Annotated in this window: 19 protein-coding genes; 3 read left to right on the forward strand and 16 right to left on the reverse strand. The window is 38.4% G+C overall.

The annotated features are described in order from the left end of the window. Window positions 1-2: 2 nt before the first annotated feature. Genes WKV44_04535 through WKV44_04580 form a run of 10 tightly spaced genes read right to left on the reverse strand, consistent with a single transcriptional unit; the run spans window position 3 to window position 11,191 of the window. Window positions 3-1,082 (reverse strand): LptF/LptG family permease, encoded by a 1,080-nt coding sequence (locus tag WKV44_04535; GenBank protein ID MEM5947806.1) that lies wholly within the window; start codon window positions 1,080-1,082, stop codon window positions 3-5. Then, on the reverse strand, window positions 1,079-2,452 hold the full coding sequence (locus WKV44_04540; protein MEM5947807.1) for an LptF/LptG family permease: 1,374 nt from the start codon (window positions 2,450-2,452) through the stop codon (window positions 1,079-1,081). Before WKV44_04540 ends, WKV44_04535 begins: the two co-directional genes overlap by 4 nt. After that, window positions 2,376-4,514 (reverse strand): polyribonucleotide nucleotidyltransferase, encoded by a 2,139-nt coding sequence (gene pnp / locus WKV44_04545; protein ID MEM5947808.1) that lies wholly within the window; start codon window positions 4,512-4,514, stop codon window positions 2,376-2,378. The genes WKV44_04540 and pnp overlap by 77 nt, the downstream gene beginning before the upstream one ends. Window positions 4,515-4,520: 6 nt before the next feature. Beyond that, window positions 4,521-4,790: a 30S ribosomal protein S15 gene (gene rpsO / locus WKV44_04550; GenBank protein MEM5947809.1), complete on the reverse strand. Its 270-nt coding sequence runs from the start codon at window positions 4,788-4,790 to the stop codon at window positions 4,521-4,523. Window positions 4,791-4,801: 11 nt separating this feature from the next. Further along, the gene (locus WKV44_04555; protein ID MEM5947810.1) at window positions 4,802-5,593 is read right to left on the reverse strand and encodes an FAD synthetase family protein; all 792 of its coding nucleotides are present in this window, start codon (window positions 5,591-5,593) and stop codon (window positions 4,802-4,804) included. Further along, on the reverse strand, window positions 5,581-6,447 hold the full coding sequence (gene truB / locus WKV44_04560; protein MEM5947811.1) for a tRNA pseudouridine(55) synthase TruB: 867 nt from the start codon (window positions 6,445-6,447) through the stop codon (window positions 5,581-5,583). Before truB ends, WKV44_04555 begins: the two co-directional genes overlap by 13 nt. Window position 6,448: 1 nt before the next feature. Then, window positions 6,449-6,814, reverse strand: a complete 366-nt coding sequence (gene rbfA / locus WKV44_04565) for a 30S ribosome-binding factor RbfA (GenBank protein ID MEM5947812.1) — start codon at window positions 6,812-6,814, stop codon at window positions 6,449-6,451. Next, on the reverse strand, window positions 6,811-9,240 hold the full coding sequence (infB, locus tag WKV44_04570; protein ID MEM5947813.1) for a translation initiation factor IF-2: 2,430 nt from the start codon (window positions 9,238-9,240) through the stop codon (window positions 6,811-6,813). The genes rbfA and infB overlap by 4 nt, the downstream gene beginning before the upstream one ends. Before the next feature lie 10 nt (window positions 9,241-9,250). Next, window positions 9,251-10,723 (reverse strand): transcription termination factor NusA, encoded by a 1,473-nt coding sequence (gene nusA, locus WKV44_04575; GenBank protein ID MEM5947814.1) that lies wholly within the window; start codon window positions 10,721-10,723, stop codon window positions 9,251-9,253. A 6-nt stretch (window positions 10,724-10,729) separates the two neighbouring features. Then, a complete protein-coding gene (locus WKV44_04580) occupies window positions 10,730-11,191 on the reverse strand; it encodes a hypothetical protein (GenBank protein ID MEM5947815.1) in 462 nt (153 codons plus the stop codon). A gap of 397 nt (window positions 11,192-11,588) precedes the next feature. Between WKV44_04580 and WKV44_04585 the strand changes: the two genes are divergently transcribed. From WKV44_04585 to xseB, 3 genes are all read left to right on the forward strand, one after another. After that, window positions 11,589-12,767, forward strand: coding sequence for an MFS transporter (locus WKV44_04585; protein MEM5947816.1), 1,179 nt, complete (start codon window positions 11,589-11,591; stop codon window positions 12,765-12,767). 977 nt (window positions 12,768-13,744) lie between these two features. After that, window positions 13,745-14,968 (forward strand): exodeoxyribonuclease VII large subunit, encoded by a 1,224-nt coding sequence (gene xseA, locus WKV44_04590; GenBank protein ID MEM5947817.1) that lies wholly within the window; start codon window positions 13,745-13,747, stop codon window positions 14,966-14,968. Next, a complete protein-coding gene (gene xseB / locus WKV44_04595) occupies window positions 14,946-15,197 on the forward strand; it encodes an exodeoxyribonuclease VII small subunit (GenBank protein MEM5947818.1) in 252 nt (83 codons plus the stop codon). Before xseA ends, xseB begins: the two co-directional genes overlap by 23 nt. Window positions 15,198-15,244: 47 nt before the next feature. On the opposite strand, the gene WKV44_04600 is transcribed toward xseB, so the two are convergent. From WKV44_04600 to WKV44_04625, 6 genes are all read right to left on the reverse strand, one after another. Further along, entirely contained in the window at window positions 15,245-15,667 is a 423-nt protein-coding gene (locus tag WKV44_04600) for a DUF192 domain-containing protein (protein ID MEM5947819.1), read from the reverse strand. Beyond that, window positions 15,645-16,262, reverse strand: coding sequence for a hypothetical protein (locus WKV44_04605; protein MEM5947820.1), 618 nt, complete (start codon window positions 16,260-16,262; stop codon window positions 15,645-15,647). The genes WKV44_04600 and WKV44_04605 overlap by 23 nt, the downstream gene beginning before the upstream one ends. Window positions 16,263-16,277: 15 nt before the next feature. Further along, window positions 16,278-16,643 carry a zinc ribbon domain-containing protein gene (locus tag WKV44_04610; GenBank protein MEM5947821.1) on the reverse strand — a complete coding sequence of 122 codons (366 nt, stop codon included), beginning with the start codon at window positions 16,641-16,643 and terminating at the stop codon, window positions 16,278-16,280. Next, complete coding sequence (locus tag WKV44_04615; protein MEM5947822.1) at window positions 16,634-17,593, reverse strand: hypothetical protein; 960 nt, start codon at window positions 17,591-17,593, stop codon at window positions 16,634-16,636. The genes WKV44_04610 and WKV44_04615 overlap by 10 nt, the downstream gene beginning before the upstream one ends. A gap of 263 nt (window positions 17,594-17,856) precedes the next feature. Then, window positions 17,857-18,705 (reverse strand): RNA polymerase sigma factor RpoD/SigA, encoded by an 849-nt coding sequence (locus tag WKV44_04620; protein ID MEM5947823.1) that lies wholly within the window; start codon window positions 18,703-18,705, stop codon window positions 17,857-17,859. A gap of 250 nt (window positions 18,706-18,955) precedes the next feature. Then, window positions 18,956-19,249, reverse strand: coding sequence for a rod-binding protein (locus tag WKV44_04625; protein MEM5947824.1), 294 nt, complete (start codon window positions 19,247-19,249; stop codon window positions 18,956-18,958). Between the last annotated feature and the right edge of the window lie 9 nt (window positions 19,250-19,258).

Here is a 19,258-nt window from a genome sequence, read left to right on the forward strand (position 1 = left end):
GATTAAGTTTTTGCATACCTAAAAAGAAGTATACCCAAAATAGTAAATACAAAAAGAGGCAACCATGCTCCCAAAAAAGCAGGGAAATACCCCAGCCTTGCAAAAAGCATGGTAAGCATTTGAAAAACATAGTACAAAACACCAAGAGCAAGGCTTGCACCGAGACTAAAGAGTAAGGCAAAAGCCTTAAATCTTCCGCCTATGGAACTGGCAAGGAAACCAACGATCAAACAGGTAAAAGAAAAAGCTATTCTTCTATGAAATTCCACAAGCTGTTCGCGATAATCAAGTCCTGCTCTCCTTCTGTAATCGATCCACTTTCTTGCTTCCTTCAAAGTCATATAGTCTATAGTATTCTTTGTCTGGAGAAAATCATCGGGAGTAAGTCCTCCCATTGGAATAATAAAATTGGAAACATCTTTTTCTATCAATTTCATGTTATCAAGTCTATATTCCGCAGCAATCCCAAGCCGCCACTTAGATTGGGACTCCAACCAAACAGCGGAATCGGCTTCTATTCTTTTTTCAAAATGACCATCATCAGCTATGTAATATAAAACTAGATCTCTAATCGTATTATTCTTCTCTTCGTATCTTAGAGCACTTATAATCAGCTTGTGCTGATCTGCAATAAGATTGATATCTGTAATAGAAGAAGGAGAAGTCCTTCCTAAAAGTTCTGCAGTAAGGTCTGCTCTTTTTACTTTGGAGGGAATAGCAATACTATCCTGAATAAAAAAATATGAAACACTTAAAAAAAGCCCCAGACACAAAAAGGGAATAACAAATCTGTAAAGAGAAATACCAGCTCCAAAGATGGCAATAAGTTCATTTCTGCTTTGCAATGTACCAAGCGTATATGATATTGCAAACAGCGCGGACAAAGAAAGACTGTTTATAATACATTCCGGAAGATATAAGAGCTGCAAATAAAATATCTCTAACATGGACAGATCGGCTTTTAAATAATTTACAATATTACTAAAGAGATCAATTAGTTGAAAAAAAATAACGAAGGAAAGGAGAGTAAATATAAAAACAGGTAAAACCATCATCAACGCTAGTCTGGTAAAAATTCTCATCCCCTCCCCTTAAGAAGAAACAGAATAAAGGCAATCATAAAAATAAAAATATCAGGAAACCACATAGCAAAAACAGGAGACAAATCTGTTCTTATTCCAAGAGTATTACCAACAAAAAGTAGTGACCAATATATTATGGATAAGACAACACCTATAAGAAACCCTACCCCTCTGCCCCCTCTTATATTAAAAAGACCAAGAGCAACCGCCAGAAGAGAAAAAGGAATACATATAAAAGGTATGGCAAATTTTTTATGGAATTCCAACAAATACCTCTGGAGGCTCCTATCAGTAGTCGGGAGATTGTTAAGGTTTTCATACTGATTATAGGATGTTGCAAGAGAAGAATACTTTGTAACTGGATTTTCTGCCAGAACAAGAGAAAAATACTGATTATTTATTTTGTTTTTTAATTTTTCTATCTCTATTTTTCTGGAAGCAAGTTTTTCCTGTAATTTTTTTTCTTTTTCCTCTATTGCCCTATATACATCCAAAGAAGACATTTTTTCAGGACCGGTGTTTTGTAGGTTAATGTTTATATCTTTCATATATATAGAATAAATAAGAGAATCTGCAAAACTATATTCATAATCACCCCTGTTTTTCTTTATATTGGAAATAAATGTATCCGACATATCAAGGGATAAAAGAGTTCTTGAATCCTTCCCCATCATTAATTGAGCCTTTTGAGCATGTATTATTTCTTTACCTTCATTGTTTTTTTCTATGATTATGAAGTTATCTATGTTTTTATCTTTTACACTACCGGGAATAATAATTGTATTTTTATATTTTTTGATTGAATATGATTCTAGCTCTATTTCTGGAGTGGAATATAATATCTTCCTATAAAGCTTAGAAAAGTTTATATTTCCCAAAGGTAAGAAATAATCATTTGCAACAAAGGACACTCCTGATAAAAGAATACTTAGAACAATAACTGGAACGTATGCTGTATATAAAGAAATACCACCTGCCTGCAAAGCAATGAATTCATTATCAGAACTTAGTCTGCTTATTCCCATTATAGCTCCAGATAAAGAAGAAAAAGGAACCGCTATTGCTATAACAGAAGGTAAAGAATAAATAATCAGCATAATGACATCTATGGGACTCGCATGTTTTGATAATATCCTTTCTGCCAGATATAAAAATTGATTAATAAGTAATATAAAGAAAAAGAATAAAAAAGCTATGAGAAAAGAGAAACCTACTTCCTGAGCAATATATTTGAACAGAATAAAATATCGTTTCCTCATAATGAGAAGCCCTTCCTGACGGAAGGGCAATCCTTTATTTTCTTCTATTATTATAAGGTCTGTTATTTCTTGGAGAAGGAGTTTTGCCTCTTGGCTGTTGTTCTTTATCAACAAGCATAGTCAGATTCACTCGTCCCATTTTATCTATTTCTATTATTTTAACCTGGACACTCTGATCCAATTTTACTATATCGTGAGGCGATTTTACATGGTAATCGGCCATTTGAGATATATGGCACAAACCTTCTTTACCTGGCAAAAACTCTATAAATGCACCAAAATCAACTATTCTCTTGACAGTACCATCATATATTTTACCTACCTCTGGCTCTTCCAGAAGTTTGTCTATATGTTCTCTGGCATTTTCTGCATTCTCTTTTTGCTTGCTATAAATTACAACACTTCCATCATCATCTATATTGATTGTAACGTCGTATTTTTCTGTTATGTGTTTTATATTTTTACCGCCTGGACCTATCAACATACCAATCTTATCGGGATCGACAGCAAAGCGTATTATCCTAGGAGCATACTCTGATATTTCTTCTCTAGGAGAATCTATGGCTTTGTTCATTATTTCCAAGATATGGAGACGACCTTTCTTTGCCTGCTCCAAAGCTTTTCTCATTGTATCAGGAGATATATTTTTTACCTTAATATCCATCTGAAATGCAGTAATTCCATCCTCTGTTCCAGCGACTTTAAAATCCATATCTCCCAGATGATCTTCTTCCCCGAGAATATCAGAGAGAACGACCGTTCTTTCCCCATCTGTCACCATACCCATCGCGATTCCTGCAACAGGCTTCTTTAAAGGAACTCCAGCATTAAGAAGAGATAGTGTACCGCCACATACTGTAGCCATAGAAGAAGAACCATTGGACTCAAGTATCTCAGAAACGACTCTCAAAGTATAAGGAAATTCTTCCTTAGAAGGAATAACAGCCTCAAGTGCCCTATGAGCAAGATGTCCATGACCTATTTCTCTTCTGCCTGTCATCATCCTGCCAACTTCGCCTACAGAAAAAGGCGGGAAATTATAATGCAAAAGGAAATTCTCTCGCTTATCTCCCTCAAGATCGTCCATTATCTGTTCATCAAAAACTGTACCAAGAGTAGTTATGGCAAGAGCCTGTGTTTCTCCTCGAGTAAAAAGAGCAGAACCGTGAGTCCTTGGCAAAACATCTATCTCGCATGTTATAGGTCTTATATCCTCCGGACCTCGACCGTCTGTTCTGAGTTTATTATCAAGTATGGAGCTTCTTACAATCTCCTGCTCTATATCATCCAATAAGCTATAGAATCTCTTTATATCGGATTCTTCCAATCTTTCTAGAAAATATTCTTTTACCTTATCTTTTACTTCTTTTATTGCTTTATTTCTGTTGAGTTTTCCCTTTACAAAGCATGCTTCTTTTAAGAGAGAAAAAGCATAGTCTCTTATTTCATTTTCCAGAGAAAATTCTTCTGACTCAATGAGAGGTAGCTTTTCTTTACCTACTGCTTCCCTTAACTCAAGCTGAGCTTTACATATATCAAGAATACTTCCTCTTGCAAACTCTATTGCCTCTACAAGTTGATCTTCGGAAACCTCCTTTGCTCCTCCTTCTACCATGGTTATACCATCAATAGTACCGGCTACAACTATATCCAACGATGCTCTTTCTACCTCATCAAAAGTAGGATTAATTATGTAATTACCATCTATTAGTCCTACCCTAACTGCACCGACAGGTCCATCAAAAGGTATATCTGATATTGTTACAGCAGTAGAGGCAGCAACCATAGCAACAACATCCGGCGGATTAATTTGATCTACCGACATAGTTGTAGGAACAATCTGGATTTCTCTCTTAAACTGCTTAGAGAAAAGAGGACGCATTGGCCTGTCAATAAGCCTGGAAACCAGAATTTCTTTCTCCCTTGGTTTCCCCTCTCTCTTAAAAAACCCTCCAGGAATCTTTCCCGCAGCATAATACTTCTCATTATAATCAACAGAAAGAGGGACAAAGTCCAAGTCTTCTTTTATATCGCTTCCACAACATACGGTTGCAAGAACACATGTCCCCCCATAAGTTGCAAAAACAGAACCATTGGCCTGCTTTGCAACTTTTCCCGTAGAAAGAATAAGTTCTTCTCGTCCTAGTTTTATCTTTATTATCTTTTCTTCCATCTAAAATTATTTCCTTAATCCGAGAGAGTTAATAAGTGTCCTATATCTCTCTATATCCTTCCTCTCTATATACTTGAGAAGAGATCTTCTCTGACCTACAAGCTTAAGAAGCCCTCTTCTTGTGCTGTGGTCCTTTTTGTGAGTTTTTAGATGTTCGGTAAGGTGATTGATTCTCTCCGTCAGAAGAGCTACCTGTACCTCAGCCTGGCCAGTATTCTTCTCAGAACCACCAAACTTTTCTATAATCTCTTTTTTCTTTTCTTTTGTAAAAGCCATTAATTTTCTCCTTATAATGTATATTTGATTCTAACCTCAGCTATCGAGGTATCTTGTATGTTTTTTTTATCAAAAAAAACACCTTTTTCTTCTATCCTCATCATGGAAGGATAAAAATCACACATATTATGTGTAATATCTACATAATATTTTCCTTTGGGAGGCATGACCTGCACTATCTTCTCCACAGGGAATACTATATATTCTTCAAACGAATCAGGTTCAATGCCGTAAAAATCAAAGCAATACTCTCTTCCTAGTAACTCATTGACTAATAATAAATTGCCTTTTTCTATCTCTTTCCGTATCAAAGAACTGCTTATTTTATTATCTTTATATCTAACATCCTCCACTATCTCTATATTTACTACATTATAAAATAATCCGGAAATTGTATCTATATCAGTATCCAGATTATAGCCACATCTAAAGTCCTGTCCAAGACACAGATGCTTTATGTTTAATTTATCTATAAGTGTGCGTATAAAAACATCTCCTCTGATTTTACTAAATTCATGAGAAAAGTCAATAACGATTATATCATCTATGTTTTTTGATTTTAAGTAGTTGTATTTTTGCCTAAGAGTATTTATTCTGTTTCTTTTATGCTTAAATAAAAGCTCCTCTGGGTTTTTATCAAAAGTTACCACAACTGTTCTAAGGGCGGTTCTCTTTATAGCTTCCAGCAACGCAGTATGCCCTCTATGAACACCATCAAAAACTCCTATTGTTAAGGCAGTCCCTTCACCATTATAATTATTTTTAGTACTACAAAACTCGTACCAATCTTTTACATATTGCATAAGAATAAAAACCTGTCATCTTTATAATCTACAAAAGATAATAACTCTTCATCTCTTGAAAAGATAGCATATACCCCATCTTTTATATGAGGAGTCTCCAGCATCTCTATTTTTATCATCCCGTTTTTTATTTTATACCTGTTATCTTCTTTTATATAACATTTTTTGAATATATCTGGATATATCTCCAAAAAAGAATTGATATCAAGAATATTATCTTTTTGTATCGAGTCAAAACTTACAGCAGTATCAATAGTTATAGGCCCTATAGATTCTCTTCTAAGTTCCTCTACATAAGAACAGGAGTGGGCTGATTTTGCAATATCTCTTGCCAATGCTCTAATATACGTTCCAGAGGAACACAGTACCTTAACCTCAGCATAAGGAGGATTCCATGTGAGCAGTTCCATAGAATATATATTTATCTTTCTAGAAGGTATAACAAAAGCTTCTCCATTTCTGTGTCTATCCGATGCTCTTTTTCCGTTTATTTTTACTGCAGAATACACAGGAGGAGTCTGCAATATTTCTCCAATAAAATTCTTTATGGCATTTGTAAAGCTCTCTCGGGAAGGAACAGGCTCTTCTGAAACGACTTCACCTGAGGGATCAAGGGTATCAGTCTCAAGCCCCAATCTTATTTTTGCCGTATAAGACTTGGGAAAAGTATTAAAAACAGAAGAGAGTTTTGTAAACTTACCTACCAGAAGAAGCAATATTCCTGTAGCAAACTTGTCTAGTGTGCCTGTGTGTCCCAATTTTTCTTTTTTCAAACCAAGCTTTTTTTTTATTCCTATTATAATATCGTTGGAAGTAAAACCAGATGGCTTATCGACTATGAGAAAACCGTTCATATTATGTATTACTATCTTTATTTTTAAAAAGCTCTTCTATTTTTTTTGTAATCTCCAGACCTTCTTCTATGGACATATCCTTCTGGAACACAAACTTAGGCACAACTCTGGTTTTAAGTTTTTTTGCAAAGACAGAACGGATATAGCCTGCAGCATTGTTTAAAGCTGCAACTGCTTTATCAACATCCACATCATCCGAAAACCCGGAGATAAAAACTCTGGCAAGAGAAAAATCTCTCGCCAGTTTTACATGACTTACTGTTAAAAAAGAGCCAATCCTAGGATCCTTTAACTCACCCATCACAATCATAGAAGAAAGCTGCTCCAGGATAAAAGCACTCAATTTATCCAGTCTTTCTTGTGTCATTCTTTTTCCTCTGATAAGGTCTTGGCAACTTCCTTTTTCTCAATAACTTCAAACTGGTCCCCAACCTTGATATCGTTAAAACCTTCTAAGCCTATACCACACTCATAGCCGGCATCAACTTCTCTTACATCATCTTTAAATCTCTTAAGCGATGAAACCCTTGTAGTATGAATCACAACTCCGTCTCTTATGATATTCACCTCAGACTTTCTTTTTATTTTACCATTGAGAACAAAACAACCTGCTATCGTACCTATTTTGGGAACTTTAAAAGTATCTCTTACCTCCACAAGACCTATTACCTCTTCCTTAATATCAGGAGATAACATACCCTCCATAGCCGCTTTAATATCATCAACAACATCATAGATAATATTATATTTTCTAATCTCAACTTTCTCTTTTTCTGCAAGTACTGAGGCCTGATTTGTAGGTCTTACGTTAAAAGCAATTATTATTGCATTGGAAGCAGAAGCAAGCCTTACATCGCTTTCATTAACAGCTCCTGCTGCAGCATGTATAGCCGAAAGTCTTATTTCTCTGGTCGAGAGTTTTTCCAAAGCTGTTTTTATAGCCTCTGCAGATCCATGAACATCTGCTTTTATTATAACCTTGAGCTCAAGGATTTCTCCGTCCTGTATGCTGTCATAAAGATTATCAAGAGTAATCTTCTTGACATTTTTGGACTCTTCCAGCTTCTTGAGCTCCTGCCTTTTGACAGAAACCTGCCTTGCTAATTTCTCGTTTTCTGTGACCTGAAAAGGATCACCGGCCTCAGGCACACCATCACAGCCTAAAATCTCCACAGGTGTAGAAGGTTCTGCTTTATCAACCCTTTTGCCATGATCATCAAACATGGCTCTCACCTTACCGGAATAAACACCTGCTACAAAAGGATCTCCAATTTTGAGAGTACCTCTTTGTACAAGAACTGTCGCTACAGAACCTCTTCCATGGTCTATTTTTGACTCCAGAACCCTTCCTTCTGCTCTACAATCATAATTGGTTTTTAGCTCAAGCAGTTCTGCCTGTAGGAGAATAGTTTCTAAAAGTTCATTTATACCCTTTCTTTTGAGAGCGGAAACTTCGCAAAACAGAGTACTACCACCCCAATCCTCAGGAAGCAGCCCATAATCGGAGAGCTGCTGTTTTACCCTGTCAGGGTTTGCCTCAGGCAGGTCTATCTTGTTGATAGCTACGATAATTGGAACCTTTGCTTCCTTGGCATGGTTTATGGCTTCTACCGTCTGTGGCATAACACCATCATTTGCCGCGACAACAAGAACGACTATATCAGTAACCTGAGCACCACGGGCCCTCATCAATGTAAAAGCCTCATGTCCAGGCGTATCAAGAAAGGTTATCTTACCTTGGGGAAGATTAACCTGATAAGCACCTATATGCTGAGTAATACCGCCAAACTCACCTTCTGCAACATTGGCAGATCTTATGGCATCCAAAAGTTTTGTCTTACCATGATCAACATGTCCCATTATAGTAACAACAGGAGCACGTCCTCTCAACGAATCCTCGGAGTCCTGTTCTTTCTCTATCACAGTCTCATCATAAAGAGAAACAACATTTACTTTACAGCCAAACTCTTCTGCAAGAATAGTGGCGGTATCAGCATCTATCTGCTGATTTATCGTCACCATCATACCCATAGACATAAGCTTGGTTATAAGAGAAGAAGCTTTAAGATTCATCTTTCTTGCAAGCTCGGAAACCGTTATAGCTTCTGTTATATCTATCTCCTTAGGAACGGGATTTGTTTCTATTTTTTTCTTCTTACGCGCAAGCGCAAGGAGCTTTTCCTCCTGTTCCTGCTCTTTATCCTTTTTATAATATTCTTTCTTTTTATCTTTTACCTGGCGGATTTTGGATGCATCCTGCTGTGGCGGTGGAGCAACAGATGGCTTAGGTCTTTTGAATCTGTATTTGCTTCCAGAACCAGCTCTCTGATTATCAGCCCCCCCCTGGTTTTTGTCCTGCTCTTGTCGTGGACCTCTACCTTGTCCCTGAGCACCACCCCTATTGGAATACGGCCTTCTCCCGCTGCTTTGACCTCCGCTCCCCTGACCTCTTCTAAAAGGTCTTCTGTTATCATTAGCGTTCCCAGATGGCTTGTCTACTTTTCTATCAGAAACATTTTTATTTTTCTGTGTTTCTTTTTTTACAGTATCAGGGGTCGTATTTTTCTGTTCTACCACTGAAGAAGTTTTTACTTCTTCTTTTTCTTCTTTAGAGGATATATCCGGCTTTTGCTTCTTCTTTACAGCCTTTTTTACTACAACTACTTTTTTCTTTGGCTTTTTCTCAGAAGCGCCTGTATTTGTATCTGACTCATCAGTCTTAGCCGGCTTTTCCACATCGCTATGCTTTATTATACCGACAAAACTTGACTTGGTATCTTTCTCATTTGCCATAATATAAACTCTACTCCTCTTCTTCTATTTCTTCCTCTGCAAAAATAAGTTCTACTCCGCAATTGGGACACTCTGCCATATCTGTTGATATAGGAGCAGAACATTCCGGACAAAAATACTCCTCATCTGCCTCGACTTCCGGAGCATTCTCGCTCTCTTCATTATCAGGTTCTTCCTCGATAATCTCAACACTATCTTCAAGAACCTTTTCTATAATCTGCATATATTCATCTGTCATTCCGTCAAGAGAAGCAAGCTCTCCCTCTGTAAATCTGTAAACAAGTTCTTCTATCTCTACAATATTATTGTCCTCTAACAACCTGACAAGCTCTGGCGGAAAGCCCGGTAGTTCATCTATCCTTGTTATTTCTTCTGTCTCCTCCTCGGTGTTAGAGAAAACAGCCTCCATAGCTTCTATGGCACCGGAAAGAATACCGTTCTCCTGTGCCTGTTCCACAGTATTGACATCTATTATCCAGTCAAGAAGACGATTGGCAAGCCTTACATTTAGCCCCTGTTTACCTATTGCCAAAGAAAGCTGATTATCTTTAACAATGGCAACAGCATGTTTTTTATCCTTGTCAATAACAATAACTCTTTCTACCTGTGCCGGAGAAAGAGCTTCCTTGATAAAAACAACAGGATCAGGACTATACCTTATAACATCAACTCTCTCACCCTCAAGTTCATTGACAAGTGCCTGTATTCTGCTGCCCTTAACCCCAACACATGCTCCCACCGGATCAACACCTTCTTTACGCGAGAAAACCGCAATCTTGGTTCTGTAACCAGGTTCTCTTACTATCTTATATATCTCAACAGTCTTATCATAGATCTCAGGAACCTCTGCCTCAAGAATCTTCTTTATAAATTCAGGATGAGTCCTGGACAGCACGATCTGAAGTCCAGAAGACCTCTTGTTTACCTCATATACAAGAGCACGTATCTTGTCATTGGCTTTATATACCTCACGCGGAGATTGATACTTCTTGGGGAGAATTCCTTCTGTCTTACCAAGGTCAACATAGATATTACCATTACTCTCTCTTTGATAATAACCTATAATTACCTCACCGACCTTATCCTTAAACTCTGAGTAAAGAGTATCTCTCTGTATATCTTTTATTTCCTGTTGTGCTCTCTGCTTAGCAACCTGAACAGACCCACGGTCAAAAGTCTTGGGATCTATCTCAAGAATAATCTCATCCCCAGCTTCTGCCTCCGCAGTAAGCTCCTTTGCCTCAGTGAGAGGAATTTGTGTAACATCATCATCAAAATCATCGTCATCAACAACAATTTTTTTGGAAAACAAAGAAACCTGATAACCATCATCAGAAAACTCTACAATAACATTTTCCGCGGTACCAAAATGTTTTTTATAAGCTGCAATGAGAAAATCCTCTACAGTCTTCTTTACAAGCTCCTCGGACAAACCGCGCTCATGCATAAGCGACTGCATAGCTTCGGAAAGATCTATAGCCATAAAAGCCTAAGCCTCCTCAAGATAATCTAATTTTGCCTTAAGAATACCAGCAACAGGCACGTCAAAAGAACTACCTTTTTTTTCTATTCTGATACTCTCATCCGTGACAGAAGTAAGCACACCGGATATCCAATTACCATCTTCTGTGAAGACACGGATACCTCTGTTGATAAAAATATAAAACTCATCCAGAGACCGCAGTTTGCGGTTTATCCCCGGAGACATAACATCCATAGAAACATCGGGCGTATCAAGCACGACCTCGGCCACAGGCCTTAACAATCTGGTAATATCCGCACACTTATCAACTGTAAGGTTTTCCGCACTAATAACAAGCTCTATATGATAGGAACCCTTTTTAGCTTTACAGGAAAGCTCCACAATATCTACCTTCTTACCCTGTAAAATCTTATAAAAAGAGTCAAAAAGCTTCTGTTCGTGAGGACTAAAAATCCTCCTAGTAAGCATAAAACCTCCAAGTACAAAAAAGGAGTCGAGAAGCTCGACTCCCGCAGTCCAGCAATAAGTTGTCAATCAAGGATACCAAATATGACAATACAATGTCAATCATAACATAAATAATACAAAAAAATTACACATATGTAAAACAATTATAAAACATACCGAACGGCCTTGCCTGCCCGCTTGATGAAAAACATGAGTAAAAGCTAGGCAAGGCCTGCCTTCGGCATATAAAAATAAAGAAAATAAGTTTTTTATTATTTTTCTCCTGCAGGATGCAGCAGTGCCGCATATCAATGCGGCGCTGCGTTCGGTATAAAAACTAACATGGCAAGCTATTACCAAAATAGAATCAACAGTAAAAATGCTTTTTGTTTTGCAGCTTTTTTTATATATTGAAGAAATGAGAAAAATACTTAAATCACCGGTCTTCTGGACAACTTTTTTGAGCTTTATATTTCTGGGAATGGCACTTACCCTTTTCGGTGCAACGATTCCCAGTCTCAAGAAGGACTTTGGCTGGTCATATCTGGAGAATGGTATAGTTATTGCCGCAGGTTCTATAAGTTTTTTTGTGTTTACTTTTCTTATAGGGAAAATATCCCACACGGTTAGAGTAAGCACTCTTTTCTTTGCCGGTTTTGCCAGCATAATAGCAAGTCTTGCTTTTTTTGCAAGGACTCCGCTTATTCTGCCCAACCTGCTTCTAAATGTTATTATGTCTGCAGGGTTTGCCGCTGTTGAGATTGCAGGTAATCTTGCTATTCTTGACCTAGAAAAGGATGGCTCAGGTAAAGCTCTCAACCTTATGCACGCTTCTTTTGCCGTGGGAGCAATTGGGGGACCTGTTATTGTAAGCAAGCTGATAAGCTCCTCATACTCATGGAAAAATATATACATGATTATGGCTGTATCTTTTGCAGCAATCACTCCGGCTGTAATTGCAATAAGAAAAAAACTGCCAATACCCCAACAAGAGAGAGAAAGCAAAATAAAGAAGACCAGTTTTTCCAATCCTGTATATTGGCTCGGATTCTTTACACTGCTTCTCTATGTAGGGGCAGAACTGGGACTTTCTAACTGGATAGCAGAATACGGAAGAGAGGTCTTTAAGGTAGATATAGCTATCGCACCATTTTTGGTTTCTATGTTCTGGACAGGGCTGCTTCTAGGAAGAATTTTTTCTCCATTTTTTCTGCGCATAGATAATAGGAAAAAAGCTCTCATTATTTCTTCTCTAGTATTTTCCGCAAGCATAGCTATGTTTGCTATACTGGGAAACATCAATCCTTCTGCTTCTGCTGCTCTTCTGTTTTTTCTGGCCTTTCTGGGGGGTACAGGTGCTGCTATCATCTTTCCGACGACTTTGCTTCTTGTAAGCAGCCTGATGCCCGACAAAAAGGGTGACGCCATAGGTTTTGCTACAACAGGAGGGGGTATAGGTGCCTTTGTTTTTCCCTTTATTATGTCTGCCATTTCTGACAGTCTTGGGCTTGAGAAGGGGTTTATAGTATACACGCTGTGTGCTCTCATGCTTACGGCAAGTATTGCCATGCTCGCTTCTCAAAAAACAAGGAAATAAGGTTTATTCATATAGAGAGGCTGGCTCGGTTTACTCGCCAATGAGCCAGCCAATATTGATAACAGATAGATTTAAAATTCTGCAATCATAAGTGCTATGTCACCGACTTCCATAGTACCTTTCTCTACACTTTATATATAATCTCCAGGACGGTAGCATTTAACAGATAACAATATGGTCTATTCCCGAGTATTTTATCGAATGGGAGGGATTACTGATATTAAAAAAATTAATATTATAGTCAATATCAATACTTATTGCATAATTTTTATAGATTTCAACAATAGAATTTGTTGTGGCGACATATGCATAATTCTCGTAAGTTATAATCTGCCGGCACATTGAGGAGGAAAAAGATTTATATCCAATTTCGATGTTTTACAGGGTTTTCCGAGTTACTGACATTAATAACCATGACAATATCTCTTTGAAAGCGTTGTTATGTAAGCCTAATTATCGGATAATGCTATGAATACAGGGAAATCAATATCACAACCGGCTGTTTTCTTAGGATTAGCAGGGTTGCATATATCAACTATATAGACAGGCCATTACATGTTGATGTTATATGTGTAGGTATAATTACAGGAAATGCTTATCCCCAACATATCAACACCCATGTGTTCTTCTGCTATCCAGTGCAGACCTTTTTCCTCTGTATCGGTGACGAATGGGGCAGACAGTCTGTAATAAGCAATAAGAGAAGTGTTGCTGACATAAATAATGTTGTTTTATTTTCATACTTTACTTCTAGATATATTGATATAGCTACATTTTACCTACTTCCTGTATTTTAGAATTATACTTTCGGTATGATTTTGTATTTTTACAGGCTTTTCTTGCGCCAAAGGCAGCGCATGGCGAGCTCTGGGAGCCTATGCGCGTTAGGTTTAATTACAGGTTTATGCAAAATGGCTTTTGTTTCTTTGTTACAGAATATTGTTGCAGTTATGTAAGAAAAAGTATAATCTATGGCAATGAGTTTGCCGCAAAAGACGCTTTCTGTTTCTGAGCTTACCACTCTTATCAAGTCTTACCTTGAGGATTCTTTTCCTTATGTGTGTGTGGAGGGCGAGATTTCCAATTGCAGGCCATCCAGTTCTGGTCATTTGTATCTGAGTCTTAAGGATAATTCTGCTCTTATCAATGTGGTTATGTTTTCTTCCAGATTGCGCAATCTTGGTTTTAGTCCTGAGGATGGGCAGAAGGTTGTAGTGCGGGGTGCAATAAGTGTTTATCCTGCAAGGGGTAGTTACCAGATTATTGCAGAGGAGATGGAACTCAGCGGCAGGGGGGACATTCTCAGGATTATAGAAGAGCGCAAAAGAAGGCTTGCAGAAGAGGGGCTTTTTGATTCTTCGCGTAAGAAACCTATCCCGCTTGTTCCAAAGACGATTGCGGTTGTGACGTCACCTACAGGGGCTGCGATACGGGATATTATCAATGTGCTTTCCAGGCGTAATGCGGCTATAAAGATTATTGTCGTTCCGGCTCCTGTCCAAGGTGAGCATGCGGCACCTGTTATTGCAGAGCAGATAAGGCGTGCTGATGCGTGGAGGCTGGGCGATGTTATTATAGTTGGCAGGGGCGGTGGTTCTCTTGAGGACTTGCTGCCTTTTTCCGAGGAGGTTGTGGTAAGGGCAATTGCTGAGTGCAAGACTCCTGTAATTTCTGCAGTTGGACATGAGATTGATTATGCTTTGAGCGATTTTGCTGCGGATCTCAGGGCTCCTACGCCTTCTGCTGCAGCCGAACAGGTCAGTGCCAACAGAGAGGAGCTTATAACAAGGATTGCCAACGCGCGTTCTGCAATAGAGAATGCGATGTATAGCAGAATCAAAGAATATAGGATTAGGCTTTCCGTACTAAATCCTGATAATCTTAAGAGGTATTTTACTCTGTACACTGCTCCGCTTGCCCAAAAACTTGATGAACTTAAAAACCAGCTTATAAGCTCTATGGACAACAGACTCAAGGATATACGGCATAGACTGCAAATAGCAAGTGCGGGGCTTTCTGCCAGCAGTCCCGATGCCATATTAAAGCGTGGCTATGCTATCGTACGAGACAAAAAGACAGGTAAAATACTAAGAATGGCAAGTGAGACAGAAAAAGGAAATATTCTTGATATAATGCTTTATAGAGGTAATATTATTGCAATTACAGAGGAGGTTACAGATGGCTCAGAAAAAAAGCTTTGAAGAGAGGCTTAAAAAGCTAGAAGAAATTGCAGAGGAGCTAAAAGAGGGAGATATTCCTCTGGAAAAAGCCACAGAATATTATAAAGAAGGAATAAAACTTGCAAAGGAACTGGAAGAAGAGCTAGGTCAGGTAGAAAAAAAGATAGAGATAGTGCTCAATGACCCGTCAAAACCGGAAACAGGACCAGAAAGAAAAAAAGCAGAGCTTGAGCTTTTTGACTTGGAGTGAGAATGTTATGGTAAATAAGATAAGCTGCCTGCTATGTGGTTTTCTAATTACATTTTAATTATAATCTTATCTCCGGGCTTTATACCATGTTTTTTAAAAAAACCGCGGTTCACCTCAAGTGCATATAATACAGGATAATTGGAACGTACCGGCTCTATCGAAAGAGGTTCCAGCTCATATATTTCTCTTATAACACCGTTGTTATCTATAAAAGCAAGAGAGAGAGGGATAATAGTATCTTTCATCCAAAAAGCGGGTTGAGTGACTTCAGGAAAAACAAACAACATTCCCCTGTTCTCCGCAAGCTCTGTTCTGCCCATAAGACCATGTCTACGTTCTTCCAACGTGTCGGCCACCTCTGCCTTTATTTTAACCTTGCCCATATCTATCACCGCCAATCCGTCTTCCTGCAGACAGGAAACGATAAAGAGCAAAAACACAGACAGGCTAAAACTCTTCAAGAAACGCATCACGTGCAACATCCTCCGTACTTTTTAATATCTGTTTGTTTTCTCTTATCTCATCATCTGTTTTTTTATCTATATATTTAACTGTAAGAGGTTTCTCTAGTACAATAATAGTATCCTCATCCTGCCACTTTACAACAGAAGGGCTAAAACTAGCAGCATCACCATATTTCTTTGTCAAGGTCCTGTAAATACCAAAATAATCCAAAATATCTGTATCAAGTTCTAGCACTATCAGAGCCAGCTTTCCTTTATAAAACTGATAGTGCGCTGTCTTTATATATTTCCATGCGCTTGTTTCTATGATTATATCGTCTCTCTCGGGATTCATGCTGACATCCAAAGAATCCCTATAGAAAAAAAGCGTATCCTTTTGCAGCCTTTGCTTTACTGTCTCAACATCATCCCCTAAAAAAACCCCTCTGAAACCACGCTGCAGACTCATCTTTTTTGTATCATCCAAAGCTGTTGAATCAGTAGGAATATCCGCTGACGAGGCAGTATTCTCTTTAGAATCAATAACAGCTAGGGAATCATTGCTGGTTTGAGGGAAACACAAAAAAGCGAGAATAAAAAATACTATTAAAAAAAGCCCCATCCTCTGCATACTATCTCACAACGTCAGATATAGATAAAGCAAGACAAAAAAACCAATCCCCAAAAAACCCATAATTATCCAGAAAACAGGTCTGGAATAATAAGCAATTTTTTCATCCGCAAGATCTATTTTTTTTCCAGAATGCTGTGGAGAGTCTGCCTTAAAAAAGGAAAAACCCCTCTGTCCTGTATTCTTATCATCTGTCCCTGCTGTAAGATAACCACAGCTCGGACAGCCATTAACAAACTCCTTGACATCCCCCGTGTATTCACAACGGGGGCACTTAACGTCCGTAAAGAATCTTCCACAATGAGGACATACTCTATCCTTGGGCCTCACTTCCTTCTGACAATATTCACAATAGAATTTACTCAACGCCATGATACAGTATCCTCAAGCTCAGATAAGGCAGAACTACCTATGATAAATTCTTCCCTATATCCCTTTCCATCCGACATAGCGACGCTTATGATAACACGACTTACCCCATTAAGCAAAGACTCGTCAATTTGCCATCGTGCCTCAATATTTTTATTAGCATAAGTAAAAACACCTACAGGCACAGGTTTGCCATCATCCCACTGTACAACATACCCCTTACCCTTATCCCCTTGGGACAGTACTGGAAGCTCCAAAAGCCACAGGGCATTATCGGAAGAATCATAACCATAGACATATACGGACATTCCCTCTATGCAATCCAGGTCTGCAAACCCCGCATACCATAAGCCATCTTTAAACAGCCACACATAGTCCGGCAGAAAATCATAACCAGCATAACGGGACACCTCAGGCTCAATATCCTCTGACACATTATCAGAAGTCTTTATAATTCGCTCAAAAGCTCTGCCTGTAATGGAAGGCACATAACGTTTCCACTCGGAAAAATCATAATCTGGCATAACAGGCGCAGACGGAAGATTGAGAGCCCACAACGGAATTTCAATTACTCTGCCATGCTCCTCAAGCATGTGTTCATCCCCCACAGAAAACCAGCCGCCAGAAGAAGCAGAAATATCAGCCACAACAGGCACAGCTCTAAACCTTTGTTTATCAAGAAAATACCCCACAACAACAGAATCTTTCTTATCAAGCTCCATCCAACCTCCCGGAGCCAACAAAGAAAGAGAATCAGAATTATCATCCAAAAAAGAATGCAGAAAAGCCGAGTCAGAAGAAGCAATCTTCTCAACAATGGACTCATCCGTAACCTGCATAAGATAAAGCGGCCAATTTGCAGAATTATACACATAAGCGCGCGCATCATCGCCATGCAATGCAGCAAGGACAATAAGAAATAACAGCGCAATCACATAATATCTGATTTTCATTGTTTTTTTATCGGCAAAATGCGCCTAATACTTACACCTCAGTAAACAAAATCCATACAACACATACAATAATAAAAAATACCGAACGGAGTGCCTGTGCCAATAAAGCAAAATAAATCAAGAAAAGCTCAGGCACTCCTGCCTCCGGCAGATATACAGCTGATGTCAGCAAACACTTCACAAGCTTCTGCCAGAGGCAGCAGAGGGACGCATATTTTATGCGTCCCTCTGCGTTCGGTAAAAAAAACATTTATCCTTTAAAATCAGTTATATATGTAATCTCCAATTGTTTCCGCTTTTTCCTTGAGCTTTTTTATTGCCCTAAGCTCTATCTGTCTTACCGTCTCAGGAGAAATTCCCAAGTCAAGGCTTATACCTTTTAACGTTTCCCTAGGACCTCCGTCAAGCGAATACCTGTGAATCAAAACCTTTTGTTCTCTCTCATCAAGAGACTCTTTTATCAGATTGATAGTATCTTCTTTAAAAGCCTTTTTGCATATTTCTTCCTCAGGAGAATCTCCTCCGACACAAATATCCATAAGCACTCCATTGGAGTCGGAAAGCTCAGAATCCAGAGAAGCCATCTCCTGCCCCAGCGACAAGAGCTCAGCAACCTCAAAAGGGTCCATATCCATTCTTTCTGCGATTTCCTCGCAAGTAGGTTCTCTCATAATCCTTTGCCTTAACTCCATTCTTATAGTTTTAATACGCCTTATGGTATCTTCTTTTCTGTTGGGAAGCCGTATGGTTCTTTTTTTGTTCATTAGTGCCCTGTTTATGGACTGGCGTATCCACCAGGCAGCATAAGTGGAAAAACGCACATTTCTTCTGTAGTCAAACTTCTCCGCTGCCCTCATGAGTCCGATATTGCCTTCCTGTATAAGATCCATAACAGGCAAGCCGTGTCCGGTATAATGAAGTGCAATTTTCACAACCAATCTCAGGTTGGAAGTTATAAGTTTTTCTCTGGCATTTTTATCTCCCTTTCTTATAAGACGTGACAGTTCCTTTTCTTCCGCTGCTGACAGGAGAGGCGTTTTCTTTATCTCTCTAAGATAAGCAGAAAGTGTTTCTTCTATTGCAGAATTATTCTTTTTCTCTTTTGCATCCATAACACGCTCCTTGCCTATTAACAAGCAAGAAGCATGCCAACAATAAAAACATTTTCCAAAGATATAACTTATTTGCATATAAAAAAATAGACAACAACAATTCTCTAGGCCAAATTGTTTTTTTTTAAGAATAAAAACTGTATACTTTTTAATACAGGTTTTCCGGCAAAATATAGTAAATTTTTATAGTAAAGCAATAAAAAAGGCAGCCGGATAAGATGGCTGCCACAATATCTATAGAGTTATCTATTTATATTCTTGAAAGTTGCTTGTAAAGCATATCAGCAAGCCCCAAGCTGGAGGTTTTTGCCATTTTTCTTGCGTATTCATCATAAAGCATGTCTTCAAAAACATCCTCAGCCATGTTTCTTTCTATAAGATTACTTCTGTGGACTGTTTTTCTCATTTGATCAAGCATTTTCTTTATAAAAATAGCCTCAAACTCCTGTGTAGCCTCTTTTAATCTTGCTTTATCAGCTTCTTTGGGATTAAGGTTGGGTATATTGGTGTCTGTTATTTTATACAGGTCTGTAAGCTGAATCACGATTTACTC

The organism is Spirochaetia bacterium 38H-sp (assembly GCA_039023545.1).
GTDB classification, from domain to species: Bacteria; Spirochaetota; Spirochaetia; order Winmispirales; family Winmispiraceae; genus Rarispira; species Rarispira pelagica.